This window comes from Haloarcula sp. H-hyl2 (assembly GCF_056934385.1).
Map to the genome: position 1 here is coordinate 1,299,635 of NZ_JBRIIJ010000001.1, position 24,073 is coordinate 1,323,707.

20 protein-coding genes are annotated in these 24,073 nt (G+C 66.2%); 11 read left to right on the forward strand and 9 right to left on the reverse strand.

Going from position 1 to position 24,073, the window contains the following annotated elements; all coding sequences use genetic code 11:
• Positions 1-19: 19 nt before the first annotated feature.
• Entirely contained in the window at positions 20-3,226 is a 3,207-nt protein-coding gene (locus tag Hhyl2_RS06715) for a PKD domain-containing protein (RefSeq protein ID WP_483549963.1), read from the reverse strand.
• A gap of 143 nt (positions 3,227-3,369) precedes the next feature.
• Here Hhyl2_RS06715 and Hhyl2_RS06720 point away from each other — a divergent pair, with 143 nt between their 5' ends.
• Positions 3,370-4,635 carry an MgtC/SapB family protein gene (locus tag Hhyl2_RS06720; protein WP_483549964.1) on the forward strand — a complete coding sequence of 422 codons (1,266 nt, stop codon included), beginning with the start codon at positions 3,370-3,372 and terminating at the stop codon, positions 4,633-4,635.
• 116 nt (positions 4,636-4,751) lie between these two features.
• Positions 4,752-5,033: a DUF8106 domain-containing protein gene (locus Hhyl2_RS06725; RefSeq protein WP_483549965.1), complete on the forward strand. Its 282-nt coding sequence runs from the start codon at positions 4,752-4,754 to the stop codon at positions 5,031-5,033.
• Here the strand turns inward: Hhyl2_RS06725 and Hhyl2_RS06730 are convergent.
• Together Hhyl2_RS06730 and Hhyl2_RS06735 are read right to left on the reverse strand one after the other, a co-directional pair.
• Positions 5,024-5,689, reverse strand: a complete 666-nt coding sequence (locus Hhyl2_RS06730; RefSeq protein ID WP_483550557.1) for a helix-turn-helix domain-containing protein — start codon at positions 5,687-5,689, stop codon at positions 5,024-5,026. The genes Hhyl2_RS06725 and Hhyl2_RS06730 overlap by 10 nt on opposite strands.
• A 72-nt stretch (positions 5,690-5,761) precedes the next feature.
• Complete coding sequence (locus tag Hhyl2_RS06735; RefSeq protein ID WP_483549966.1) at positions 5,762-6,646, reverse strand: alpha/beta fold hydrolase; 885 nt, start codon at positions 6,644-6,646, stop codon at positions 5,762-5,764.
• Positions 6,647-6,953: 307 nt separating this feature from the next.
• On the opposite strand from Hhyl2_RS06735, the gene Hhyl2_RS06740 reads away from it, so the two are divergent.
• Complete coding sequence (locus tag Hhyl2_RS06740) at positions 6,954-7,898, forward strand: ring-cleaving dioxygenase (RefSeq protein WP_483549967.1); 945 nt, start codon at positions 6,954-6,956, stop codon at positions 7,896-7,898.
• Positions 7,898-8,575: an alpha/beta hydrolase gene (locus tag Hhyl2_RS06745; protein ID WP_483549968.1), complete on the forward strand. Its 678-nt coding sequence runs from the start codon at positions 7,898-7,900 to the stop codon at positions 8,573-8,575. The genes Hhyl2_RS06740 and Hhyl2_RS06745 overlap by 1 nt, the downstream gene beginning before the upstream one ends.
• Before the next feature lie 338 nt (positions 8,576-8,913).
• Here Hhyl2_RS06745 and Hhyl2_RS06750 read toward each other — a convergent pair whose 3' ends face one another.
• Together Hhyl2_RS06750 and Hhyl2_RS06755 are read right to left on the reverse strand one after the other, a co-directional pair.
• Positions 8,914-10,272 (reverse strand): NAD(P)/FAD-dependent oxidoreductase, encoded by a 1,359-nt coding sequence (locus tag Hhyl2_RS06750; protein WP_483549969.1) that lies wholly within the window; start codon positions 10,270-10,272, stop codon positions 8,914-8,916.
• 32 nt (positions 10,273-10,304) lie between these two features.
• A complete protein-coding gene (locus Hhyl2_RS06755) occupies positions 10,305-10,922 on the reverse strand; it encodes a response regulator (protein WP_483549970.1) in 618 nt (205 codons plus the stop codon).
• Positions 10,923-11,115: 193 nt separating this feature from the next.
• Here Hhyl2_RS06755 and Hhyl2_RS06760 point away from each other — a divergent pair, with 193 nt between their 5' ends.
• Positions 11,116-12,072, forward strand: coding sequence for a D-2-hydroxyacid dehydrogenase (locus Hhyl2_RS06760; protein WP_483549971.1), 957 nt, complete (start codon positions 11,116-11,118; stop codon positions 12,070-12,072).
• A gap of 4 nt (positions 12,073-12,076) precedes the next feature.
• Here the strand turns inward: Hhyl2_RS06760 and pyrI are convergent, their stop codons facing one another.
• Both pyrI and pyrB read right to left on the reverse strand, forming a co-directional pair.
• Positions 12,077-12,541 carry an aspartate carbamoyltransferase regulatory subunit gene (gene pyrI / locus Hhyl2_RS06765; RefSeq protein WP_483549972.1) on the reverse strand — a complete coding sequence of 155 codons (465 nt, stop codon included), beginning with the start codon at positions 12,539-12,541 and terminating at the stop codon, positions 12,077-12,079.
• Entirely contained in the window at positions 12,538-13,458 is a 921-nt protein-coding gene (gene pyrB / locus Hhyl2_RS06770) for an aspartate carbamoyltransferase (protein ID WP_483549973.1), read from the reverse strand. The genes pyrI and pyrB overlap by 4 nt, the downstream gene beginning before the upstream one ends.
• Positions 13,459-13,617: 159 nt before the next feature.
• Between pyrB and Hhyl2_RS06775 the strand changes: the two genes are divergently transcribed.
• A complete protein-coding gene (locus Hhyl2_RS06775) occupies positions 13,618-14,244 on the forward strand; it encodes a MinD/ParA family ATP-binding protein (protein WP_483549974.1) in 627 nt (208 codons plus the stop codon).
• A gap of 28 nt (positions 14,245-14,272) precedes the next feature.
• Positions 14,273-14,902, forward strand: coding sequence for an RAD55 family ATPase (locus Hhyl2_RS06780; RefSeq protein ID WP_276221686.1), 630 nt, complete (start codon positions 14,273-14,275; stop codon positions 14,900-14,902).
• 9 nt (positions 14,903-14,911) lie between these two features.
• On the opposite strand, the gene Hhyl2_RS06785 is transcribed toward Hhyl2_RS06780, so the two are convergent.
• On the reverse strand, positions 14,912-16,900 hold the full coding sequence (locus tag Hhyl2_RS06785; protein WP_483549975.1) for a glycine betaine ABC transporter substrate-binding protein: 1,989 nt from the start codon (positions 16,898-16,900) through the stop codon (positions 14,912-14,914).
• 84 nt (positions 16,901-16,984) lie between these two features.
• The gene (locus Hhyl2_RS06790) at positions 16,985-17,761 is read right to left on the reverse strand and encodes a carbon-nitrogen hydrolase family protein (protein WP_483549977.1); all 777 of its coding nucleotides are present in this window, start codon (positions 17,759-17,761) and stop codon (positions 16,985-16,987) included.
• Between the two features lie 210 nt (positions 17,762-17,971).
• Here Hhyl2_RS06790 and Hhyl2_RS06795 point away from each other — a divergent pair, with 210 nt between their 5' ends.
• The 4 genes from Hhyl2_RS06795 (at position 17,972) to Hhyl2_RS06810 (ending at position 24,067) form a co-directional block, all read left to right on the forward strand.
• Positions 17,972-20,848, forward strand: coding sequence for an FAD-binding and (Fe-S)-binding domain-containing protein (locus Hhyl2_RS06795; protein ID WP_483549978.1), 2,877 nt, complete (start codon positions 17,972-17,974; stop codon positions 20,846-20,848).
• Complete coding sequence (locus Hhyl2_RS06800; protein ID WP_483549979.1) at positions 20,845-21,732, forward strand: DUF6282 family protein; 888 nt, start codon at positions 20,845-20,847, stop codon at positions 21,730-21,732. Before Hhyl2_RS06795 ends, Hhyl2_RS06800 begins: the two co-directional genes overlap by 4 nt.
• A gap of 182 nt (positions 21,733-21,914) precedes the next feature.
• Entirely contained in the window at positions 21,915-22,739 is an 825-nt protein-coding gene (locus tag Hhyl2_RS06805; protein WP_483549981.1) for an amidohydrolase family protein, read from the forward strand.
• The gene (locus Hhyl2_RS06810; RefSeq protein WP_483549982.1) at positions 22,739-24,067 is read left to right on the forward strand and encodes an MmgE/PrpD family protein; all 1,329 of its coding nucleotides are present in this window, start codon (positions 22,739-22,741) and stop codon (positions 24,065-24,067) included. The genes Hhyl2_RS06805 and Hhyl2_RS06810 overlap by 1 nt, the downstream gene beginning before the upstream one ends.
• Positions 24,068-24,073 lie beyond the last annotated feature (6 nt).

A 24,073-nucleotide genomic window follows, 5' to 3' on the forward strand; every position in this document is an offset into this window, starting at 1 on the left:
ATACTCTGAAAAGTGCCTGCTAGGAGTTGTACTCCGAGATAGCCGCCATGACGTCGGCAGCATCGACCGACTGTCCGCCCACGGTCGAGTTGGTGTTGTACGCCGCGATGATATCGAGCACGTCACTCCTGTCGACGGTGCCATCGTTGTCGAGGTCGAACCGGTTGGTGTTCTGTTTCGCGGGGACCACAGTTACACTGACCGTGTCGGTACTGGACGCCACGCCGTCCTGGACGGTCAACTCGAAGGTCAGCGTCGTATTACTGTTCACGCTCGGTGCGGTGAACGTCGGCGTGGACGTCCCGGCATCCGAGAGCGAGAGCGCCGCTCCGCCGATCTGTGACCACGAGTAGGTGAGGCTGTCGCCGTCCGGGTCGCTCGATCCAGTTCCGTCGAGTGTGATGGTCGTCCCGCCCTGCACCGTCGTGTTGGGCCCCGCATCGGCCGTCGGTGCCGAATTCGACGGCGACACTGTCACCGACACCGAGTCCGTGTCCGACGCACCGTTGGTGTCGGTCACTTCCACCTCGAAGGTCAGCGTCTCCTGACTGGAGACGGTGGGTGCCGTGAACTCCGGCGTCTCCGTGCTCGCGTCGCTCAGCGAGACCGAGGCACCCCCGGTCTGTGACCACGAGTACTTGATCGGATCACCGTCCGGGTCGCTCGACCCGCTCGAATCCAGTTCGACGGACGAACCAGCCGTCACCGATACGTCCGAGCCAGCGTCTGCGTTCGGCGCCGAATTCGACGGCGACACCGTCACCGAGACCGAGTCCGTGTCAGATGCGCCGTTGGTGTCGGTCACGGTCACCTCGAAGCTCAACGTCTCCTGATTGGCGACACTCGGTGCCGTAAACTCCGGTGTCGTCGTTCCGGCGTCGGTGAGCGTCACCGAGGGACCGCCGGTCTGGACCCACGAGTACGAGAGGCTGTCTCCATCGGGGTCGCTCGACCCACTCGCGTCGAGTGTGACGGTCGACCCGCTCGACGTGGTGGTATCCGACCCCGCGTCGGCCGTTGGTGCCGAATTCGACGGCGACACCGTCACCGACACCGAGTCCGTGTCAGACGCGCCGTTGCTGTCGGTCACTTCCACCTCGAAGGTCAGCGTCTCCTGACTGGAGACACTCGGTGCCGTAAACTCGGGCGTCTCCGTGCTCGCGTCGTTCAGCGAGACCGAAGTACCCCCGGTCTGTGACCAGGAGTACTTGATCGGGTCGCCATCAGGGTCGTTCGACCCGCTCGAATCCAGTTCGACGGACGAACCAGCCGTCACCGATACGTCCGAGCCAGCGTCCGCACTCGGCGCCGAGTTCCCGGGTGACACCGTCACCGAGACCGAGTCCGTGTCAGACGCGCCGTTGGTGTCGGTCACTGTCACTTCGAAGGTCAACGTCTCCTGACTGGAGACACTCGGTGCCGTGAACTCCGGCGTCTCCGTGCTCGCGTCGTTCAGCGAGACCGAAGTACCCCCGGCCTGTGACCACGAGTACTTGATCGGATCACCGTCCGGGTCGCTCGACCCGCTCGAATCTAGCGTCACCGAATCCCCAGCAGCCACCGACGTATCCGAGCCCGCGTCCGCGTTCGGTGCCGAGTTCCCGGGTGAGACAGTCACCGACACCGAATCCGTGTCGGACCCGCCGTTCCCGTCGTCGACGGTCACTTCGAAGGTCAACATCTCCTGGCTACCGACACTCGGTGCCGTGAACTCCGGTGTCGCCGTTCCACTATCCGAGAGCGAGACCGAGGTGCCACCCGTCTGTGACCACGAGTAGGTGAGGCTGTCACCGTCGGGGTCACTCGATCCGCTCGCGTCCAGAACGACCGTCGAACCGGCAGTCACGGACGTGTCCGACCCGGCATCGGCCGTCGGTGCACCGTTCCCACTCGTGAGCGCCTTGTCGACCTGGATGAGTCCGTATCCCGATTTCTTGTCGCGTCCGGGTGACTCGATGTCCGTCGCCGTATTCTGGAGCCGCTGCCGGATGGTCTCGTCCGAGAGGTCACGCGAGCCGTCTTCGAGATCCTTCGCGATAATCAGTGCTGCAGCCCCGGCGACGTGTGGCGCCGCTGCGGAGGTGCCGCCGAAGTAGTAGGTCCCGCCCCCCGCGTCGGTCGTGTACTGTCCCGACCCGGGCGCGGCGAGTTCGACTTCCGTCCCCTCTGAACTCCAGGTGGTCGTCAAGTCGGACCTGTCGGTGGCCGCGACGGCGATCGCATCACTGTATTTCGCCGGATAGCCTACCTCGTTCGTCGCGGGGTTGCCGTCACCGCTGTTGCCCGCGGACGCGACCACGATGGCGTGGTCGTTGGCGTCAGAGACCGCGTTCCGGAGTTTGCTCGCGTCGCTGGCGCCCCCGATACTCATCGAGATGACGTCGGCATCGTCCGCAGTTCCGATCGTCCCGTCGGGCCCCTCCAATGCCGCGTCGAGTCCCTTGATCCACCAGCTATAGTAGCCGACCCCCGTAGAGTTCATCACCTTGATGGCGTAGAGGTCGGCGTGCGGGACGATACCGACGACACCCCGGTTGTTGTCCTCGGCCGCGATGATGCCGGCCGCGTTGGTCCCGTGCCGGTTGTTGTCGTCCGCGCTCGCGAGCGTGTAGTCGTTCGACCCCTCGGAGAAGTTCGCCCCCCACACGACGTTGTCGTCGAGATCGGGGTGATCGTAGTCGATGCCGCTGTCGAGGACGGCCACGTCGACGTCCGACTCGGCACTGTCGTCGGTCCGTTGCTGTGCGTCAGGTGCCCCGATCCGTTTGATCGCCCAGGGCGTCGACTGACTCTGGGTCGATCCAGCAGGATCACCGCCGGTGCTAGCAATCGACACTGGCTCCGGCGACTGCACTTCCGTGTCGATGGTCACGGATTCGACGTCCGAACGCGCTCGCAGTTCCGGGAGCGTCGCCTCCGGGACGCTGGCGAACAGGACCGGCATGAAGTCGATGTCGTGGCCACCAGTGATGTCGACTCCCTCGTGAGCGGTCGGTAGTGACGCCTCGTCACGGGCCTCACTGTTTACGAAGGTGATAACCACACGCACTCGATCACGAGTCGATGCGTCAGTACTGTTGTTCACCGTCTGTGTATCCACCGCACCGGAATCGGTTCCAGGTTCGATCTGCTGTCCCGAATCACCGACAAAAGTGGCCTGTGCCGGTGCAGCCGCCAGCAGCAGGACCAGGCCGACGACCGCCAGGCCGGAGAGTGCCCTCGACATGATACTCACTATCACATTACCCACTATGAATTGCCCGGCCGCAATTCCAGAATTGATTCTGAGAACAAACGGGCTGGCAGAGTGGGGTTCGATGTCCGGGACCGCCCAATGAACTAATAGGATATCCGAGAAACAGTGGACAGATGGCTGCCGTGGGAGCCGTGCTGACCGTCGCGCCGCTCGACGATTCAGTCGTCCAGTTAGCGATCGCGACGGCACTGGGGATGTTCCTCGGACTGGAACGGGAGTGGTCCGAGAAACCAGCGGGTATCAGAACCTTCTCGCTCGCGAGCCTGTCGGGCGCCGTCTTCGTCTACCTCGACGTCGACCTCCTGCTGGCGATCGGTGGCCTCCTCGTCGTCGTCCAGGGCGTCCTGATCGCGACCAAGGGCCTCCTCAACGACGAGGGTCTCTCGCTCACCACGTCGGCATCGCTGCTCGTGGCCTACGGTGTCGGTGCGCTCGTCGCCGCCGGATTCCTGCTCGAAGGCGTCGCTGTCGCCGTCATCTCGACGCTGCTGCTGGTACTCAAACGGGAGTTACACACCTTCGCCTGGGGACTCTCCCGCGAGGAACTCCGATCCGCGAGCGAGTTCGCCATCCTCGCGTTCGTCGTCTTCCCGCTCCTGCCGACGGAGGAGACGCTCAGATTCGGTGATTTCACGCTCACCATCGAGCCACGCATCGTCTGGCTGATGGTGGTGTTCGTCGCCGGTATCGGGATGGTCAACTACACCATCGTCACGCTGTACGGCGGCCGAGGCATCGCGATCACGGGCTTTTTCGGGGGTCTCGCTTCGTCGACGGCCGTCGTCGGGACCGTCGTCGACCACGTCCAGCAGCGCCCGGCCGCGAAGACCTACGGGCTGGCGGCCATCCTCCTGGCCGACGCTGCGATGGCGCTGCGGAACCTCGCCATCGTCGTCGCGTTCACGTTCCCGAACCTACTGGTCGGCCTCGTCGTCCCGATAGCGGTGGTGGTGATCGCCTCGGTCGCCGTCGCCGCCACCATCGCGGAGTGGCACGAGGAGATCGACGTCGACCTCCAGACACCGTTCTCGCTCCGCTACGCGCTCGGGTTCGGCGCGCTGTTCCTGGTGATCGTCCTCGCTGGAGCCATCGGAAACGCCGAGTTCGGGAGCGTCGGCTTCTACGTGACGGCCGCGCTCTCGGGACTGGTCTCCAGCGCAAGCGCGACGACCTCCGCCGTACTGCTGTACCGTGCCGGCACGATCAGCCAGACCACCGCGACCGTCGGTGTCCTGCTGGCGACCGCGACGAGTATTGTCGTCAAAGCGGGGTTGACACTATCGGCGAACGACCACGACTTCGTCGTCCGAGTGGCACTCTGGAGCGGCGCTGTCGTCCTCGCGGGCGCGGTCGCAACGGCTGCCGTCTTGGCCGCGTAGTCGGATTCACTGCCGTCTGACGGTATCTCAAGGACGATTAATGGATATTAACGGTTGACCAGTGACTAGTCGACCGAGCCAGAAGGGCTTTACATGGGAACACACTGGCCCCGACTATGAGCCAGACAGACGCACCGCGACAGAAGTCCACCCTGTTCTGTCCCGACTGTGGATACGAGAGCCCGCCCCCGACGGGGTGGCTGGAGTATACGCTGTCGGGCCAGCGCCACAAGCGGTGCCCGTGCTGTTTCGCGCTCGTCAGTCAGCGGCCCAACGAGAACGCCGGCGACACGTGGGACCACGGTCGCGAGCAGGTCCGCTCCGGCTTCGCCGTCTGGCGTGCTGGCGTCTCGACCCTTCAACAGTCCGTCGAGCGGTTCGCGGCGATTCAGGGGTGACGACGGTCCCCGAACGCCCGGGCGACGTAGTCCTGGACGACGGCGGCCTCGGCTTTCCGTACCAGTTCCCCTGCTGTACTCGTCGAACATTCGAGTCCCGCTGCGACGTCGGCGATGCTCCCTTCTCGGGGCACGTCGTAGTAGCCGACCGCCACAGCCGCGTCGAGTGCAGCCCGCTGTCGTTCGGTCAACGGTGCGGGCGCATTGGCCCGCTCGAACTCGAGGACGCTCTCGATGGTTAACTCACCCAGTCCGGATAGCTCGTCGTGGAGGCCACTGAGGGCAGTTGTCTCGCCGACGGCTTCGAACCGGATGGCACCGGATTCCAGAAAGACGACGGGCGGCACGAATATCACTGTCGCCGCTGCGATGGCTTCCAGAATCTCGCCCGCGAACTCGAACTCCGCCTGCTGGAGGAACGCATAGGTCCCCGCAGCGTCCGGGACGAAGGTGCTCACCTGGAGCGAGTCGATCGCGGCGACCGCGGTCTCTGTTGCATCCCGACCGCCGTCGAACCATGACAGCGTCGTCGCCTCGGCCGTCGGACTCCACATCAGTAGCTCGGCCCGGGAGAGCGACGGCTGATCGAGTATCTCCTGGTGGAGCGGGTGGCGGAGTCGCTCCGGATACGTCACCGAGAACTGGACACGTTTCATGCCGCCATCGGACGTCATTTCGGCTATCTGCATATCAAACGTCGTGGTCGGGAACGAGGGAGTCCAGCAGTCTCAGCAGTAGTTCCGTAGAACCACACGCCTGTTCCGGAGGAGCGTCTCCAGATGGTCGCTGGCTTCGAGCAGGTCGAGACTGGCGGTCGGAATCCTGCGCTGGAGTTCCCGGACGCCCGCCAGTGGGACGTTCGTATCTGCCGTCCCGTGGTGGAACCGAACCGGCACTGTGATCGCCTCGTAGTCGATGCCCCATTCGCTAGCGGTGTTCCGGAACTCGGTGACAGCGCCACGACCGTCGCCCACGAGTGCCTCGACGAAGTCGGCGCTGACCGTCGCCGCGACATCGTCGGGAATGGCCGCCACTCCGTCGCCCGTCGTGTACTGCGAGACGACCACCGACGGGTCCAGTCGGCCCGCCAGCCAGGCCTGCCCGCGAAGGAGTCCGCGCAACACCGGCGGTGCCGCCGTCGCGATGCCGGCGAGCAGTCGCTGTGGGAGCGGCGTCGACGCGTCGACATCCGGTGGTGTCGCTCCCGAGATGCTGTCGACACTGGACACGCGTTCGGGACGCGCGGCCGCCATCGCCAGTGCGTGCGGTGCCCCGCCGGAGAAGGCGACGAGGCCGGCACTGTCGACGCCGACGTGGTCGAGGAGAGCCGTCAGGTACGTCTCGGCGTCGACGATATTGCGGTCGGGCCAGGCCGTCGACTCCCCGTAGCCTGGCCTGTCCGGAGCGACGAGTCGGATGCCGTGTTCCTGTGCGGTCGCCTCGAACAGTGATCCGAGCAGTCGTGACCCTGGCGTCCCGTGGAGGAAGACCACGGGGGTACCGTCGGGTGGGCCGTACTCGGCGTACGCGAGCGACCTGTCGGTGCCGTAGTGGCAGACAGTCGGAGAGCCGGTTGGTTCGAGATCCGGTCGTGCGACGGTTTCAGGGGCCATTACCAGTATGGTCGCCCGCGACGGACGAACAGCTAACCCCGGATTGATCCGGGGGTTTAAAAGTATGCGAGTCGCTCAGGACCACAGCTGTGGGGGAGAAGCCGTTCACAATTCCGCGATATCGGGAAACCGACCTCGGTGTCGACGCTGGCCGAGCAGTCAACGATCACCGAGAACAAAGCACACATCTGGCTAGGATCCTTCCACCTCTACAGGGACGAAAATCGTTGCTGGTACACACTCGCCGGTCACCGACACGCCCGTGACGGCGATCCACCGGCAGCGGGCACCAGCCGATCGAATACGTATGCTCTCAGATACACTCGGAATCCATCACATCACCGGCATCGTCCGTGACGCCCAGGAGAACGTCGATTTCTACAGCGGCGTCCTCGGGCTTCGTCTCGTCAAGCAAACGGTGAACTTCAACGACACGTTCACGCGTCACCTGTTTTACGGTGACGAAACCGGCTCACCCGGCACTGTGGTGACGTTCTTTCCCTATCCAGCCGAAGACGACGGGCGTCCCGGGAAACCGCAGATACGAACCGCTGCGATGGCGATTCCGTCTGGGTCGGTGTCGTACTGGCGAGACCGACTCGTCGAGCACGGTGTCACTGTCGAGGGACCGTTCGAACGTTTCGACGAGACTGTCCTTCGGTTCGAAGATCCCGACGGAACGTACCTGGAACTCGTCACCGGCGAGTCCGACGTGGAGCCGTGGGGAGACGGCCCGGTTCCCGAGGAGCACGCGATCCGCGGCATCCACGGTGTGACACTGCTCTCGACGGACATATACGCGACCGCAAGCGTCCTGGAGACGCTCGGGTTCGAACTCGTCACACAGGCGGACGACAGGGTCCGGTACGAGGCATCGGGAGCGCGGGCGACAGTCGTCGACCTCCTCGACCGTGACGCTGAGTTCGGCCGGGAGGGCGCTGGCTCGATCCACCACGTCGCCGTCCGCGTCCCCGACGAAGCCGAACTCTACGAGTGGCACGACCTCTTTCGAGAGCGTGACTACGACGTGTCCCGGGTGAAAGACCGTCACTTCTTCCACTCGCTGTACGTTCGCGAACCCGGCGGTATCCTCGTCGAACTCGCGACGGACCGGCCAGGACTCACGACCGAATCTGATCTCGCTACGCTGGGCCAATCGCTCTATCTGCCGCCGTGGCTCGAAGAAGACCGTGAGATGATCGAGAGCCAGCTACAACCGGAGACCCTCTCGGTAGATCAGGAGACCCGCTGATGGAGCGATCTACAGGGACGGACCCGAGGGCAGAGAGCCCACACGAGGGCCAGCCCATCGAGACGGCCGGGGCACCGCCGGCGGCGGCCGAGGCGGCCGTCGTCATGCTTCATGGGCGCGGCTCGACTGCGAAAGACATGCTCACGCTCATCGACGAATTTCTGCACCACGGCGTGATGTATCTCGCCCCGCAGGCCGCCCACAGCTCCTGGTACCCTCGCTCTGCCGACGCTCCGCTCGCCGAGAACGAACCGTGGATATCCTCGGCACTCGACCGGGTGGCCAGCGCGTTCGAGACGGCCGCCGATGCTGGGATACCCCCGGAACGAACACTCCTGCTCGGGTTCTCACAGGGTGGCTGTCTCGCTAGCGAGTTCGTCGTGCGGACACCCCGGAGATACGGCGGCCTCGTCGTGTTGTCGGGCCATCTCCTCGGCGGTGACTCGGAACGGCAGTACGATGGCTCCATCGACGGGACACCGGTATTCCTCGGCTGCGGTGCCGACGACCCCGCCGTCACAGCCGCTCACGTTCGCGCCGCGGGACACGTCTTCGAGCAACTCGGGGGCGATGTCGACAGCAGACGCTACGAGGGGCTGGGCCACGCGATCAACGACGACGAGATCCGGCAACTCAACACGTACATCGAGCGTCTCGTTCACGACCGGCTGGATTGAGGAACAGTCACGCGGACCAGCTGGACGTGCAATCGAGCACGCAAAATGTGCGCCCGGAACACTAACGTCCAGCGTCATCCTGGGCGGCGTGCCAGGTCGGCTGGCAAACCCTCGTGCCGGGCGGGTCGCCGTCAGGCGACCTGTTGCGCGAGCGGTGTCAACCGCGAGCGCTGGAGACGCAGTAAGCGTCTCGGCGTGCCGACGTGACGTCGGCGGGCCGCAACTGTCGCGCGCCCGGGTTCTCCGGACCTTCATCGTCCCGAAGACGGGCCTCCGCCGGGGATTGAAGGCGCGCACTCGATGTAGCGGCCAGTCGTACCTAAGGGTGGCGTTCGGCCTCAGACGGCGTACTCGTCCTCGCGCAACTGGACGTAGCGGTTCCCACGGTAGCCGAACTTCCCCCACTTGTAGCGGGCGACGAGTTCGACGCCGTGGAGTCCCCCACGGAGGGCCCTGTCGGCGCTGACGCCACGGGCGTCCATGAGGGAGTTCGCGGTCCCGAACGCGCGGTCCCAGTCCGACGGGCCCCAGCCACGGACCAGGTCGGCGAAGGTGACGTTGCGCCGGACCTCGTCGCCCAGCACGGCCTCCCACTCGTCGTTGTACCGTTCGAGGCTGTCCTGGGCGGCCAGTCGCCCGGCGATCTTGCCAGTCCTGACGGCCACGTGGTCGCCGCCCTCGTGGAACGCCGAGGTGCCGCCCATCGCGCCGCCAGTGACGGCGATGCCGGCCCCGACCGGCGACTCGATGGGCCGGGTCGAGGAGATAGGGTAGGTCTCGGTCCCGCCGGACTTCCCGCGATCCTCGACCAGCGGGAAGTCGTCGAGTTCGTAGTCGGGGAACTGGCGTTCCAACAGCCGACGGACGTACTCGTTGCCCCGCGGGATGCCGTCGTCGCGCTCCTCCAGCAGGTCCCACTCGGCGACGTCGTAGTCCGCGATGTCCAGCCCGATCGGCATCGTCAGGCCGATCCGCGCCACGGGCGGGTCGTTCGGGAAGATCCACGGATAGGCGGTGTGGCCGGGCATGATGCCCCACCAGAACTCGATGTAGTCGGGGTCGAACAGTTCCTCGGGCATCCGGCGGTGTTCCTGGTAGGCGATGTGGTTCGCCGTCGTTGACGGCATGACGTCGCTCAGCTTGCGCCCCGCCGGGAGGAACTGGTCGAGCGTCCCGCCGGTGACGGTGCGCTGTGGCCCGTCGGCCAGCACGACGTAGTCGGCGGTGAGATCGTCGCCGTTGGCCAGTCTGATCGTGTGGCGCGGGTCGCCAGCGACGTCGGTCTCGACCTCGCGGACGCTGACACCCACGCGGTAGTCGGCGCCGGCGGCGGTCGCCCGTTCGCGGAGCCAGTCGTCGAACCGGGCCCGGTGGAACGTGAGACCGAAGCCGTCGTAGGTCGCGTCGATGCCGGTCTCCTCCAGAGCGAGTTCGCTGTCCGGTCCGTAGAACTTCGCCCCGTCGAGTTCGCTGAGGACGACGTGGTCGGGGATCTGGTCGGGGGAGAACTCCATCAGGTCGATCCAGTAGTCCAGCAGCCCGGCCGCGTCCGTCGAATCGGGGCCCGTCCGGTCGCGGTCCGCCCTCGGGACCCCCTTCTCGAGGACGACCGCGTCCGCACCGTGATCGGCGGCGGCCGCCGCCGCCGAGGAGCCGGCGGGCCCACCCCCGACGATGGCGACATCAACGTGTTCCATACCGACAACGGTCCCACCGGTGCGGCTAAAACCTACTGTCTCGCTCCGACCGAAGAGCACGAGGGGGTGTCCGACGGCGACCGGGCCAGTGTCGACGCGAAGGCCATCTCCCAGGTCTCCTCGCGGATGGCGCTGTCGAGCGCCTCGTCGGCAGCCGCGCGTTTCTCGCTGAGTCGGGAGAGCAACTGTGCGTACTCCTCACAGTCGTCCAGTCGGTCCTGGTCGACGTGGGTCTCCAGCGTCGCCGCACGCGACGCCAGCGCGAACAGGTCCTGTAGTTCTGCTCGGAACCGACCTACCAGGCCGACTCGTTCGACAGCCTGCAGTACCTGGTCACGCTCGACCGGTTTCTGCAGGTACTCGTCGACCGGGATGTCGAGCAGTTCGATATCGGGTTCGACTCCACTGATCATGAGAACCGCGGGGTCGTGCGGGCCGGCGGAGACCGCCGCGGCGACACCCTCGCCGTCGGTACCCGGCATCTCCCGGTCGAGGACGAGCACGTCGACGGTGTCGTCGAGTCGGTCGAGCGCACTGTCCCCGTCCGCGACCGTGAGCACGTCGTATCGGTCCCCCAACCAGCATCGGTAACAGTCACGGAGATCCGCCGAATCGTCGGCTACCAGGACACGGCCCACTGTGTCGGTCATCTGTACTGCGTGCCTGACACGGCTGGTCTATATACACCCCCCTCCGTTGAGACCGTTCACGACCGTTCAAAACCGCGATATCGATCGTAAGAGCGGTCGAATCGACCGGTAATGACGCCGTCCAAATCGCCGACAGCGTTTTGCCCAAGCCGTCTGGAGCGGCACCTATGAGCCGAGTGGACGGTGACAGATCGTGACAGAGATCGTGATACTTCGACACAAGATTCATGGCATGGACGCCCAGCGCTATGCCGAGGCGCTCCGCGATCGGCTTCCCGAGACGGAGATCAGGCTCGCCCGCACACCCGAGGAGGAACGACGGCTCGTCACGGACGCGACGGTCGTTACCGGGAGTTCGTTCGACCGGGACCTACTCGACCGTGCCGAGTCGGTCGAACTGTTCGCCAGCACCTACGCGGGTTACGACCACCTGCCGCTGACGGCCTTCGAAAAGCGTGGCGTCGCCCTGACGACGGCCTCGGGCGTCCACGGCCCGAACATCGCCGAGTACGTGCTGGGCGCATGGCTCTCGTTCGCCAGAGGGTTTCTGACCGCTCAGCGACAGCAGGACCAGCGCGTCTGGCAGTCCTTCCAGGCCGACGACTTCGCTGGCAGCCGTGTCTGTGTCGTCGGCCTGGGCGCGATCGGAACGTCGATCCTGGACCGGCTCGATGGCTTCGACGTGGAGACGATCGGCGTGCGCCACTCCCCCGACCGGGGTGGCCCTGCCGACGAGATATACGGCTACGACGAGATCCACGAAGCGCTCTCGGATGCGCGGTACGTGGCCGTCGCCTGTCCGCTGACCGACCTGACACGCGGGCTCTTCGACGCCGACCTGTTCGGAACGATGCACACCGACGCCGTGCTCGTCAACGTCGCCCGCGGGCCAGTCGTCGAGACCGACACGCTCGTCTCGGAGCTCCGACGGAACCACATCGGGGGCGCCGTGCTGGACGTGACCGATCCCGAACCACTGCCGCCGGACCACCCGCTGTGGGACTTCGAGAACGTCCTGATAACCCCGCACAACGCCGGCCACACGCCGTCGTACTACGAGCGCCTCGCCGACATCGTCGCCGAGAACGTCGGGCGAGCGCGCGAGACCGGGTCATGGGACGATCTGCGGAACCAGATCGACCTCGGCTGAGCGCTTACTCGACCAGGATGTGGGCGGGGAGGTCCTCGCGGATGATCGTCTCACAGTACTCACAGCGAACACCGTCGTCGGTCACGGCGAAGCGGGAGTCGACGGGTTCGTCCTTGGTGGAGATGCAGTTGTGGTTCGGGCATTCCAGGACGCCCTCGACCACGTCGGGGCGCTCGACGCGGTGTTTCTCGACGACGTCGTAGTCCCGGACGATGTTGATCGACGCCGCCGGTGCGATCAGCGAGAGGACGTCGACCTCGGCCTGTGAGAGTTCCTTCCCCTCGACTTTCACGATGTCTTTCTTGCCCAGGCGGTCCGAGGGGACGTTCATCGCCACCGAGAGCGAATCGCCGCTACTGCCGTCGATTCCGAGGATGGCGAGGACGTTCAGCGCCTGGCCACCGGCGATGTGGTCGATGACGGTGCCGTTCTGGATCTTCGAGACGCGGAGTTGCTGGTCGTCGGTCATCGTGCTGGCTCACCTCCGAGCATCAGGTCCAGCAGTGCCATCCGTACCGGGACGCCGTTGTGGGCCTGTTCGAAGTACTTCGCGTGGTCGGTCTCGTCGACGCCGTGGGCGATCTCGTCGACCCGCGGGAGCGGGTGCATCACCGTCAGGTCGTCTTTCGCGGCCGCGAGCGTGTCCGTGTCGATCTGGTACTGGCCCGCGACCTCGCGGTACTCGCTCTCGTCCGGGAACCGCTCGCGCTGGATCCGCGTGACGTAGAGTACGTCCAGCGACGGTAGGATCTCGTCGAGGTCGGTGTGCTCCCGGACGTCGGCGCCCTCCTCGTGGAGGTCGTAGCGGACCGAGCGAGGGAGCTGTAGCGACTCCGGGCTGATGAAGTGCTGGCTGGCGTCGACCGTCGTCAGGGCGTGAGCCAGCGAGTGGACCGTCCGGCCGTACTTCAGATCGCCCATGATCCCGATAGTGAGGTCGTCGAACCCGGCGTTCTCGCGGATAGTGTAGAGATCAAGCAGCGTCTGTGTCGGGTGTTGTCCGGCGCCGTCGCCGGCGTTGACCAGCGGCACGTCGACGAACTCGCTGGCCATCTTCGCCGACCCCTCCATGGGATGGCGGAGGACGAGCGCGTCGGCGTACCCCTCGACGACCCGGACCGTATCGGCCAGCGATTCGCCCTTCTTGACGCTGGAGGACTCCACCGAGCCCATGTCGACGATGTCGCCGCCCAGACGTTTCATCGCCGTCGCGAAGCTCATCTTCGTCCGCGTGCTGGGCTCGAAGAAGAGGAGTCCGAGCAGCGTGTCGGCGTGCCGGTCGGCGAAGGCCGTCGGGTCCGCCGCGATGGCCGCCGCGTGGTCGAGCACCTCCTCGATGTCGGCCCGTGAGAGCTGTTTGGCGCTGATGATGTGGTCGTGCCGCATCTTACTCGCAACCCCGCCCCCAACGCTCTTGAATCTCCCGACACGCCAGGAGACAACACCGCTGTCTCTCGTGCTCCCAGGTTCGCTCCGCAAACCGTGGGACCGCCCAGCACCGAGACCGCCGAGGGTTCAAACGGGAAGCCGGACCCAACTGGCCGTATGCTCGCAATCGCTGGCGGGAAGGGTGGCTGTGGCAAGACGACGACCACACTGGGACTGGCGAGAGCGCTCGCGGCCGACGGGCACAGACCGCTCGTCGTCGACGCCGATCTTGGGATGCCGGACGTCCATCACAGGGTCGGGATCGACCGGACGCCGGGCGTCGAACGTCTCGGCGAGACGGCGCCAACGGATCTCGCCCGACAGACCAGTCGGTTCCCTCGCGTCGATGCGCTCCCGTGTGGCACCGCCGACCAGTCGACGCTTGCCGCTGCACTGGCACGGATCCGGCCGCAATCACGCCCGGTACTGGTCGACTGTCCCGCGGGCGCGGGCCCGGACGCGGCGGTGCCGCTTCGGTACGCCGACACGAGCGTCGTCGTCGCGACCCCGACCGAACAGAGCCTCCGCGACGCGACCAAGACGGTGGCGATGGCCCGCGAACTCGACGCCGAACCGACGGTGGCGGTCGTGACACGGAGCGACGGATCGGTCCAGCCAGCCCCACTGCTGGGGTGTGACAGTGTGGTCCACGTTCCCGAGGTATCAGAACCTCCACTCGAAGCCGAGGGTGTCGCCGTTCGGTACGCAGCGGTCACGAGGCGGCTGGATAAGCGGAATATTTAATCCTGTGGGTTCTGTATTTCACACTGGAATGGTCAACCGGTTACGGACGGGCATCGACGTGCTCGACAGGAAGCTCGACGGCGGTATTCCCGCCGGGAGCATCGTCACCCTGTCCGCGCACCCGGCGAGCCAGGCGGAGCTGTTTCTCTACGAACTCACCGCCACACGTGGGACCCTGTGGCTCTCGCTGGACCGGACCGCCGAGTCGGTCGTCGCCAGCATCGAGCAGACGCCGGCCAATACCGGCGACCCGACGGTCCGGCACATCTCGGGCGAGGCGCCCCTGGACAACGCGGGGAAACTCGTCTCGGCGCTGCCCGAGACCTCCAACCTCATCGTCGACCCGCTCGACGTCCTCGAGTCCCAGGAGCCACACTCGCGGTTCCGCGCGTTCATGAACGACCTCCAGAACCACATCGTCAACACGAACAGTCTTGGCATCCTCCACTGTCTCAACGGCCGGGACGTTCCGCCGTTGCGCGACACCACCGAGCATTTTGCCGACGTCGTCTTCCAGCTCAACACACAGATCGAGGGTGACGAGATCGCGAACCGGCTGGCGATCCCGAAGTTCCGCGGCGGCCGCGCACCGAACGACGTCATCAAACTGGACCTCGTCGAAGAGGTCAGCATCGACACGTCCCGGGACATCGCCTGAGGAGACGACTCAGAGCAGCCCCTTCCGTTCGACGAACGCCCGAGCGACGGCTCTGGGGTCCCGGTTCTCCTGATCGACCGCCCAGATGAGGTCCGCCACCTCGGCCTCGTCGTCGAAGGCCGGACCGATGCGCTCAAGCGCCGACGCGAGCGCCGGGTTAGCAGCGACCGTCTCCGCGTTGACGACCGGGAGCGGGTTGTAGATCGGGAAGAAGTTCCGGGTGTCTTCGAGCACCTGGAGGTCGAACTCGGGGATCCACGGATCCGTCCCGAAGCCCATCGCCAGGTCGACCTCGCCGTCGACGAGCATGTGATAGCGGGCCTCGGCACTCTCCTCGGGCACGGCGGTGTCCGTCAGCGTTCGCTGGGCGTCGTTTGGAATTCCGTAGGTGTCCAGCAGCCCTGCCCAGCCGTCTTTCCGGCCCAGGAAGTCGGGGTCGCCGACGAGTGCCAGCTCGTCGCCCTCCGTCTCGACGAACGACGCGAAGTCCTCCATCGTCCGGAGGCCGTTCTCACGGGCCCAGTCGTCGCGGGCGGTGATGACGTAGGTGTTGTCGACGGGTGCGGGCGGGAATCCTTCGAGCCCGTAGTCCGCAGCCAATCGTTCGCTGGCGGTCTCGTACAGGCGGTCCGGGTCGTCACTCGCGGTCTCACCTTGCTCCGCGAGGAAGACCTCCCAGAGGGTCCCGGTGTAACTCCAGTAGAGGTCGATCTCACCGGTCTGGACGCCGTCGAAGCTCACCTTCTCCGTGCCGTACTCGGGTTCGGTCGCGACCGTGAGGTCGGTCGTCTCGTCCAGCACGACGGCCGTGACGTGGCTCAACAGGACGCTCTCGGTGAACATCTTCGACGCCACCGTCACGTCGACGGCACCCGACGTGGTGGTCGTGGCCGTCTCCAGTTGCTCGCGTAACTGGGTCGCGCGGCCGGAGATATTGTCGACGTTCTGCACGATATCCTTGATCGCAGACTCCTGATCGGCTGCCGCGTCCACGACCTTTCCGGTCCGCTGTGTCGTGTCCTCTGCGAGTTCCTGGATGCGTTCCGCCTCGTGGGCCACCTCCTGTGCCGAGGCGGCCTGGTTCTCGGTCGCCTGGCGGATCTGCTGGATACCGGTGTTGGTCTCTCTCGCCTGGTCGGCGATCTCGTCGAGAGCAGCGAGTGCCTTCTCGACGGTCTCACCGCCAGTCGCGACGCGCTCGGTGACGGTCTCCATCTCCGAGACGGCGGCCTCGGTCTCGGACTGGATGCGACCGATCAATGACTCGACCTCGTCGGCGGCGGTCTTGGTCTCGTCGGCGAGGTTCTTGACCTCGTCGGCAACGACGGCAAAGCCCTTCCCCTCCGTGCCGGCGCGTGCCGCCTCGATGTTGGCGTTCAGCGCCAGCATGTTCGTCTGGTCGGCGATGTCCGAGATCATGTCGATGATCTCGCCGACCTCGTCCATGTTCTCGTCGAGGGTCTCGACCGTCGCCATCGCAGTCTCCGTGTCGGACTCGATCGCGTCCAGTTCCTCGATGGCCTCGGCCGCGGCCGCCTGACCGGTATCACCTCGCTCGGCAGTGTCTTCGGCGGTCTTGGCGACGTTCTCGGCGCTGGAGGAGATCTCCTCGGTCGCGGCCGAGAGGTTCGACGTCTCCGCAGTCACGTCGTCGATGCGCTCTTTCTGGTCGGTCGCGGAGCCACGGATGTCGTCGACGAGCCCGTTGATCTGCTCGCCAGCGTCGAGGACAGCCTCGGCGTTCTCCCGCGTGTGGTTGCTCGCGGACTCGACCTCGCGAGCGAACCGCTGTGTCCGGGTGAACATCTCGCCCCACTCGTCGATCATCTCGTTGAACGTCGCCGCGAGCGTCGCCAGTTCCGCACAGTCGAGGTCCGTGTCCATCCGCTGGAGGTCACCCTCGGCACACGCCTCGACGACGGCAGTGAACTCCCGACACTCCTCGCGGACGGTCGGTGGAACCGCAGCTGTTCGCGTCGTGTCCTCCTGTTCACTCATCCGTGTCCAACACCGGCTCCTGGTACGTGATCGTCTGAGAGCCCCAGTACAGTGCCGCCCGGTCTCTGCGATTCGTCCCGATCATCAGTACTGGTGGACCTCTTCGCGCGTCTGGTGGACGGGGTTCTTCTCGCGTCCGTGGGCGATACTCTCCGGACTGACCGGTGCCGTTACCGCCTGCTGCCCGTGGTCCGCTTGCGCGAGCAGTTTGCCGCGGGGGTTCGCCACGAGACTGCCGCCCTCGTGGCGCCGACCCCGCTGCCCGCCGGCGTGGTTCGACCCGACGACGTAACACGCGCCGTCGAGTGCTCTGGCCCGTAACAGTAACCGCCAGTCCTCGCGATAGGACTGTCGCCAGGCCGCACTGACGACCAGGATATCACACCACTGCTTGGAATAGGCGATCGCCGCCTCGGGGAAGTTGGCGTCGTAACAGATGAGGAAGCCGACTTTCCCGAGATCCGTGTCGACGACGACCGGTTCGTCGACGGCGGTGAACGTCTCCGTCTCGTCGCCCCAGGGGTACTGTTTCCGGTAGACACCCTGCAGGCCGTCGCCGTCGACGGTCACGAGCGAGTTGTAGAGGTGTTCCTCACGGCGTTCCGGGACTCCAGCGACGATTGTCACGCCGCTATCGGCGGCGAGCGAACCGAGGCGCTGCGTCATCGGACCGGGCACCGCCTCCGCCCGGTCCTCGGCCACGTCCAGCGCGTAGCCGGTGACACACAGCTCCGGGAAGACGGCGAGTTCGACGGATGGCGCCAGTGAATCCAGGATCGAGGCCATCGACTCGATGTTCGCGTCGACGTCGTCGACGACCGGTTCGAACTGACAGGCAGCGACACGTCCGTGTGTAGTCATGGTAGCTGGGAACTGGTCCGGAACCACCCGCCGGACCGGCGGTCGTACTCGTGTGTCACTCCCTAACGATACCATTTCAGTATTCGCGTCCACATGTTGGTGTCTTTATACCGGCGTGCCGAACTCGACTGCCCGCCCTCGGCCCCCTCGTTTAAACCGGTCCGTATGTTCGTGGATGGGCTCTTTACGATGGCGTCGATAGCAGACACGATGAGCGTAGACAGGGACCCGACCCAGATGGCCGAGCCACTCCGGCGACGCGTCGACGGGACGGTCGATTTCAGCGAGAGCGCCCGGACGCTGTACTCGACGGACGCCAGCATCTACCAGGTCCGTCCCGCCGGCGTCGTCGCCCCGGCCTCGGTCGACGACGTCCAGGCTGTCGTGGACTACGCACGCGAGACGGAGACGAGCGTCGTCGCTCGTGGTGCGGGGAGTAGCCTCACCGGAAACGCCGTCGGCAAGGGGATCGTGCTTGACTGTTCGAGACACCTCGACGACATCGTCGGCGTCGATCCCGACGCGCTGACAGCGACCGTCCAGCCCGGTGTCGTCCTCGACGAACTCAACGACTATCTCGAACAGTACGGCCTGTACTTCCCGCCGGACCCCAGCACGTCCAGTACCTGTACGATCGGCGGGATGGTCGCGAACGACGCGGCAGGGCCCCACTCCGTCCGCCACGGGACCACCCGCGACAACGTCGAGTCCGTCGAATGCGTCCTGGCAGACGGCACTGTGGCACGTTTCGAGCGGACCACCGGTGCCGCGCTCACGCAGCGGTGTGACCGCGACGACCGGGTGGGTGACCTCCACCGGACGGTCCTCGACCTCAGACAGGAACTCGACGACGAGATCGCGGCGAGATATCCCGACGTCGACCGGAACTCCAGCGGCTACGACCTCGAATCGAGTGCCGCGCCGAACGGGTCGTGGGCCGACCTCTCGCGACTGATCGTCGGGAGCGAGGGCACCCTCGGTATCGTGACCGAGGTCACGCTGTCACTGACCCCGCGCCCGGAGGCCCGCGCGGCCGCGCTGGTCTTCTACGACGACGTGGTCGAGGCCGCTGCCGCGGTCCCCGGGGCGCGCGAGCGCGATCCGAGTGCCGTCGAACTCATCGACGACAACGTCCTCGGGCACGCACGCGACGCGTGGGGCATCGACCTGGTCCCCGACGAGGCGGGCGCGGCGTTACTCGTCGAGGTCGAGGGCCCCGACGCGGAGATCACGGACCGGCTCTCGGCGGCCGTCGCAGCGAGTCGGACGGAGGCGACCGTCGCCGTCGAGCGAGCCGTCGACGCGTCCGACCAGGACCGACTCTGGAAGGTCCGGAAGGCGTCGAACCCGCTGTTGAACAGGCACCCCGGTGACGAACAGTCGCTGTCGTTCATCGAGGACGCCGCCGTTCCACCGGCGCGGTTGTCGGACTACGTCGAGCGTGTCGACGAGATACTCGACGAACATGACCTCGACGCGGCCGTCTTCGGGCACGCCGGGCAAGGTGTCCTCCACATCAAACCGTTCCTGGATCTCAAGACCGAACGGGACCGCGAGCGTCTCCGGTCGGTCTCGGAGGCCGTCCACGACCTCGTGCTGGAAGTCGGGGGCTGTGTCAGCGGCGAGCACGGCGACGGCCGGTTGCGCTCGGAACATCTCCCGGCGATGTACGGTGAGGCCATCTACGAGGGGTTCGAGCGGATCAAGCGCGTCGCCGATCCAGCGGACGTGTTCAATCCGGCGAAGGTCGTCCCGGCGTCCGACGGCGAACTCGTCGCCGTCGACGAGGACCTCCGGTACGAGGGGTACGATCCCGAGACGGTCACGACTGCGCTCGACTTCGAGGACGAACTGGGGTTTGGCTCGCTCGTCGAGCAGTGCAACGGCTGTTCGAAGTGCCGGACGATGGAGGGCGGGACGATGTGTCCCTCCTATCGGGGCGCCGAGACGGAGGTGACCAGCACCCGCGGCCGGGCGAACATGCTCCGGGCCGCTATCGACGGTGACCTCGGCGAGGACGCGCTGACCAGCGAGTGGTTCCAGCAGGACGTCCTCGACCGGTGTCTGGCCTGCAAGGCCTGCGAGACGGAGTGTCCCACCGGTGTCGACATGGCGAAACTCAAGACGGAGGCCAAACACCAGCGCCATCAGGAAGACGGCATCCCGCTGCGAGCACGCCTGTTCGGGAACGTCCGGACGCTGAACCGCGTCGGCAGCACACTCGCACCGCTATCGAACTGGCTGTCCTCGTTCGGCCCGGGTCGCTGGGTCGCCGATCGCCTGGTCGGAATCGACAGCCGTCGCACGCTCCCGACGTTCGCCGACGAGTCGCTCCAGTCCTGGGTCGCCGACCACGAGCCAGCACCGACCGCAGGCCAACACGGCACCGTGACGCTGTTCCCGGACTGCTATACGGCCTACAACCATCCCGAGGTCGGGAAAGCGGCAGTCCGCGTCCTCGAAGCGTGTGGGTACGACGTCTCGGTCCCCGACGTCGACTGCTGTGGTCGGCCCGCGCTCTCACAGGGGCTGGTCGAACACGCCCGTGACAGCGCCGCTGCGAACGCCGAGACGCTGGACACCGACCGGCCGATACTGAGTGTCGAGCCGTCCTGTACGAGCGCCCTCGAAGAGTACGACGACCTGCTCGACGACCCTGGTGGCGTCCCCGGTGCCAGCCAGACCGTCGCGATGTTCCTCTACGAGCACCACGTCCTGGGTGGTCGGGGCTTCCCGGTCGGCGACGGCGTCTCGGAGGACGCTGCCGTCGACCGGGCGGTCGCCTTCCACGGCCACTGTCACTCCGGTGCGAAGGGATACGATCACGCGCCCGTCGCGCTGTTGCGGACCGCCGGCTACGACGTCGAACCGGTCGACTCGACGTGTTGTGGCATGGCTGGGTCGTTCGGCTACGAGACCGAGCACTACGACCTCTCGATGGCCATCGGCGACGACCTGGAAGCGAAACTCGACGCCGTCGACGGCGACGTGGTGGCCGCCTCGGGGTCGTCGTGTACCCAGCAGTTGACCGAGCGCGATATCGAGACCCGTCACCCGATGGCGTTGCTCGCGGAGGTGCTGGCATGAGCCTCGACGACGCTCGGCCGGATCGGTCGCTGCTCGCCGACGCCGTCGACGTCCACGTCCATACTGCGCCGGACCTGGTCGACCGTTTCGAGACCGACGTGGAACTGGCCCGCGAGGCCGTCGATGCCGGGATGGGCGGTATCGTCGTCAAGAGCCACGTGGTGCCCACGGTAGGCCGCGTCGACCTCGTCAACGAAACTGTCGGAACGGAGATCCTCGCCGGCGGCATCGCGCTGAACGGGAGCGTCGGTGGGCTCAACCCCGACGCAGTTCAGGTTGCACTGGACCTGGGTGCGGCCATCGTCTGGCTGCCGACGGCCTGGAGTGCAAACCACGCCTCGCGAGCGCGCGCGGCCGGCGTGGAACAGTTCGTGGGCCAGCGTGTGCCGGGCCCCGACGAAGAACTCTCCGTGCTCGACGAGGCGGACGAACTGACACCGACGACACGGCAGATCATCGACCTCGTCGCCGAACACGACGCCGTCCTGGGGACGGGCCACCTCGCCCCGCCAGCCATCGAGGCCGTCGTGTCGGCCTGTGCCGACGCCGGTGTCGACGTCCTCGTCAACCATCCCTGTTTCCGCGTGGTCGACCTCTCCATCGACCGCATGGCACGTCTCGCCGACATGGGTGCGGTGATGGAGTTCTGTGCCTACTCCGTCCAGAGCACCGACGGCCACTCCGTCCAGCGGGTCGCCGAGACAATCGACCGTATCGGTCCTGAACACGCTCTGCTGGCGACGGACTTCGGGCAGGCCGAGAACCCACCCGTCCCCGGTCTCGCGCGGTTCGGGACCGCCCTCGTCGACGCAGGTCTCGACCGTTCCACCGTCCGGACCATGGTCGCGGAGACGGCGACACGCCTCCTCGACGTCTGGGACTGAGTACACGACGCCCCCGGCCGGACCTGTCATCTGCCTCTTAATTCCGCCGTAGGTACCACTCAGACGGCCGAACGTGCCTCTCGTTCTCGTTCCCTCGTCGGCCGAAAGTGCAACCCCCACTTGAATGGTTGGACATGTTTCCGCGAATAATCATGCCCGGACTGTCGAAAGCATGGGGTGCAATGGCAGACTACCCCGTGGTCAACGGCCACCACCATATCGGCAACGAGAACAACGAACAGGACAGCGTCTTCGAGTGGAGCGAGACGGTCGAGCAGATCATCGACGCGATGGACGAGAACGAGGTCGACGCGACCATCCTCCAGCCACTCGGCGGCGAGAACGACAAGACGGTCACGGAGGTTCACGACCAGATGTACGAGGCGACCCAGGAGTACGAGGGACGGCTCTTCGGCGTCGCCGCGCCGAACGCCCACCTCGGTGACGAGTGGGTGTACGACGAGATCACCCGCTGTGTCCAGGAACTCGACTTCAAGTACGCGAAACTCCACACGCTCGCGTGGGGTGTCGACCCGACCTCCGACATCGCGTACAACTTCTACGACGCCTGTGTCGACAACGACATCCCGGTGATGGTCCACACTGGTCCACACGGGATGCCGTTCTCGGTGCCCGGCATGCTCATGCCCGTCGCCGAGGACTACCCCGAACTCGACATCATCATGGCACACATGGGCGGGGCCTACACCCTGACCCAGGAGGCGATCATGATGGCCGAGCGCTACGACAACATCTACCTCGACACGACGCTCGCGCTGAACATGTACATCCGCCGGGCCATGGAGGACGTCGGGGCCGACCGCCTGCTGATGGCGGCCGAACACTCCTCGAACATCCCCGTCGCGCTGGAGAAGATCAACTGCATCGGCGCCTCCGAGGAACAGAAGGCAAAGATACTCGGCGGGAACGCCATCGACCTGTACGACCTCGACGTCGCCAAGCAGGACTTCGGCACCGAGGAGGCCGCCACAGCAGACGACGACTGATGGACCAGACGGCGGCCGCCGCGGCCTACGTTCACGACGCCCACCTGCAGACAGCGCCCGCCGAGGTGCGCGAGCATGTCCGGGCACGACTCCTCGACACGCTCGCGGCGATCACGGCCGGCTATCGGTTTCCCGGCGGCGCTGTCACGCGATCACTCGCGGGCAGTCGCTTCGACGGGCCCCCAGTGACCATACTCGACGGCGACGGCGAAACGGCACCGGAGCCCGGGGCCGTCCTGGCCAACGCGACGGCCGCGAACGTGCTCGATATCGACGACGGGCACCGCCTGGTGAAAGGTCACCCGGCGGCCGTCGTGGTCCCGCCAGCGCTCGCAGCAGCCGAGCGAGCGGACGCGACTGTCGGGGAACTCCTCGACGCCGTCCTCGTGGGGTACGAACTCGGTGTCCGTGCCGGACTCGCGATCCACGAGGTCGACGGGATCTACTCCGGGACCGGGTCGTGGGGCGCACTCGGTGCGGCGGCTGCGGTCGCTCGCCTCCGGGGACTCTCCGAGCGCGAGACGCGGGCGGCGCTCGGGACCGCGGAGTACTTCGCGCCACGGACACCCATCTCCCGCGGCGTCTCCGTGCCCGGGATGACGAAAGACGGGATCGGCTGGGGGGCCTACGTCGGGGTGGCTGCCACGGACCTCGCCGAGACCGGCTTCACGGCGTCCGGAACGGTGTTCGACGAGTTCGAGAGCCGGAGTACCCATTCACCGCTGTCCGATCTGGGCGAGCGCTACCACGTCACGGAAGGATACTTCAAGCCGTACCCGTGTTGTCGGTGGGCCCAGCCCGGTGTCGAGGCCGCGCTCGCACTCCGAGCACGGGCGGGGATCGTCCCAGCCGATATCGAGTCGGTGACGGTCGAAACGTTCAGCGAAGCGACCGACATGGCGACTCGCGCGCCCGACTCGGCCGAAGCGGCGGAGTACTCGTACCCGTACCCGGTCGCCGCCGCGTTGGTCCGCGGACAGTTCACCGCCACCGAACTCCGGCCGGACAGCCGTACGGACGAGACGATCGGCCGGGTCGCCGATCAGATCGAACTGTCCGTCGACACTGAGATCGACGACCGGTTTCCGGCGGAGTGTCTCGCTCGTGTCACGGTCCGGACAGCGAAATCGACCGTCAGGTCGGAGATCACACGCGCTCGCGGGGCACGCGAGCGGCCGCTCGACGAAGCGGCGCGAGTCGAGAAGGCCAGACGCCTGCTCGCCCCGACCGTCGACTCGGGCGCCGTCGAGCACCTGCAAGAGACGCTCAGCGCGCCCGACGACCCGGCCACGAACGTGCTTGCGGCCTGGCGAGGGCCGAAAGATTAAGTCACC

Coding starts and splice junctions, on each gene's coding strand:
- Hhyl2_RS06735 (WP_483549966.1), bottom strand. CDS start 6,646: ATGGCCCCTGAAACCGTCGCACGACCGGATCTCGAACCAACCGGCTCT.
- Hhyl2_RS06795 (WP_483549978.1), top strand. CDS start 17,972: ATGAGCGTAGACAGGGACCCGACCCAGATGGCCGAGCCACTCCGGCGA.
- Hhyl2_RS06715 (WP_483549963.1), bottom strand. CDS start 3,226: ATGTCGAGGGCACTCTCCGGCCTGGCGGTCGTCGGCCTGGTCCTGCTG.
- Hhyl2_RS06750 (WP_483549969.1), bottom strand. CDS start 10,272: ATGGAACACGTTGATGTCGCCATCGTCGGGGGTGGGCCCGCCGGCTCC.
- Hhyl2_RS06755 (WP_483549970.1), bottom strand. CDS start 10,922: ATGACCGACACAGTGGGCCGTGTCCTGGTAGCCGACGATTCGGCGGAT.
- Hhyl2_RS06745 (WP_483549968.1), top strand. CDS start 7,898: ATGGAGCGATCTACAGGGACGGACCCGAGGGCAGAGAGCCCACACGAG.
- Hhyl2_RS06720 (WP_483549964.1), top strand. CDS start 3,370: ATGGCTGCCGTGGGAGCCGTGCTGACCGTCGCGCCGCTCGACGATTCA.
- Hhyl2_RS06775 (WP_483549974.1), top strand. CDS start 13,618: ATGCTCGCAATCGCTGGCGGGAAGGGTGGCTGTGGCAAGACGACGACC.
- pyrI (WP_483549972.1), bottom strand. CDS start 12,541: ATGACCGACGACCAGCAACTCCGCGTCTCGAAGATCCAGAACGGCACC.
- Hhyl2_RS06790 (WP_483549977.1), bottom strand. CDS start 17,761: ATGACTACACACGGACGTGTCGCTGCCTGTCAGTTCGAACCGGTCGTC.
- Hhyl2_RS06810 (WP_483549982.1), top strand. CDS start 22,739: ATGGACCAGACGGCGGCCGCCGCGGCCTACGTTCACGACGCCCACCTG.
- Hhyl2_RS06805 (WP_483549981.1), top strand. CDS start 21,915: ATGGCAGACTACCCCGTGGTCAACGGCCACCACCATATCGGCAACGAG.
- Hhyl2_RS06740 (WP_483549967.1), top strand. CDS start 6,954: ATGCTCTCAGATACACTCGGAATCCATCACATCACCGGCATCGTCCGT.
- Hhyl2_RS06730 (WP_483550557.1), bottom strand. CDS start 5,689: ATGAAACGTGTCCAGTTCTCGGTGACGTATCCGGAGCGACTCCGCCAC.
- Hhyl2_RS06780 (WP_276221686.1), top strand. CDS start 14,273: ATGGTCAACCGGTTACGGACGGGCATCGACGTGCTCGACAGGAAGCTC.
- Hhyl2_RS06800 (WP_483549979.1), top strand. CDS start 20,845: ATGAGCCTCGACGACGCTCGGCCGGATCGGTCGCTGCTCGCCGACGCC.
- Hhyl2_RS06785 (WP_483549975.1), bottom strand. CDS start 16,900: ATGAGTGAACAGGAGGACACGACGCGAACAGCTGCGGTTCCACCGACC.
- Hhyl2_RS06725 (WP_483549965.1), top strand. CDS start 4,752: ATGAGCCAGACAGACGCACCGCGACAGAAGTCCACCCTGTTCTGTCCC.
- pyrB (WP_483549973.1), bottom strand. CDS start 13,458: ATGCGGCACGACCACATCATCAGCGCCAAACAGCTCTCACGGGCCGAC.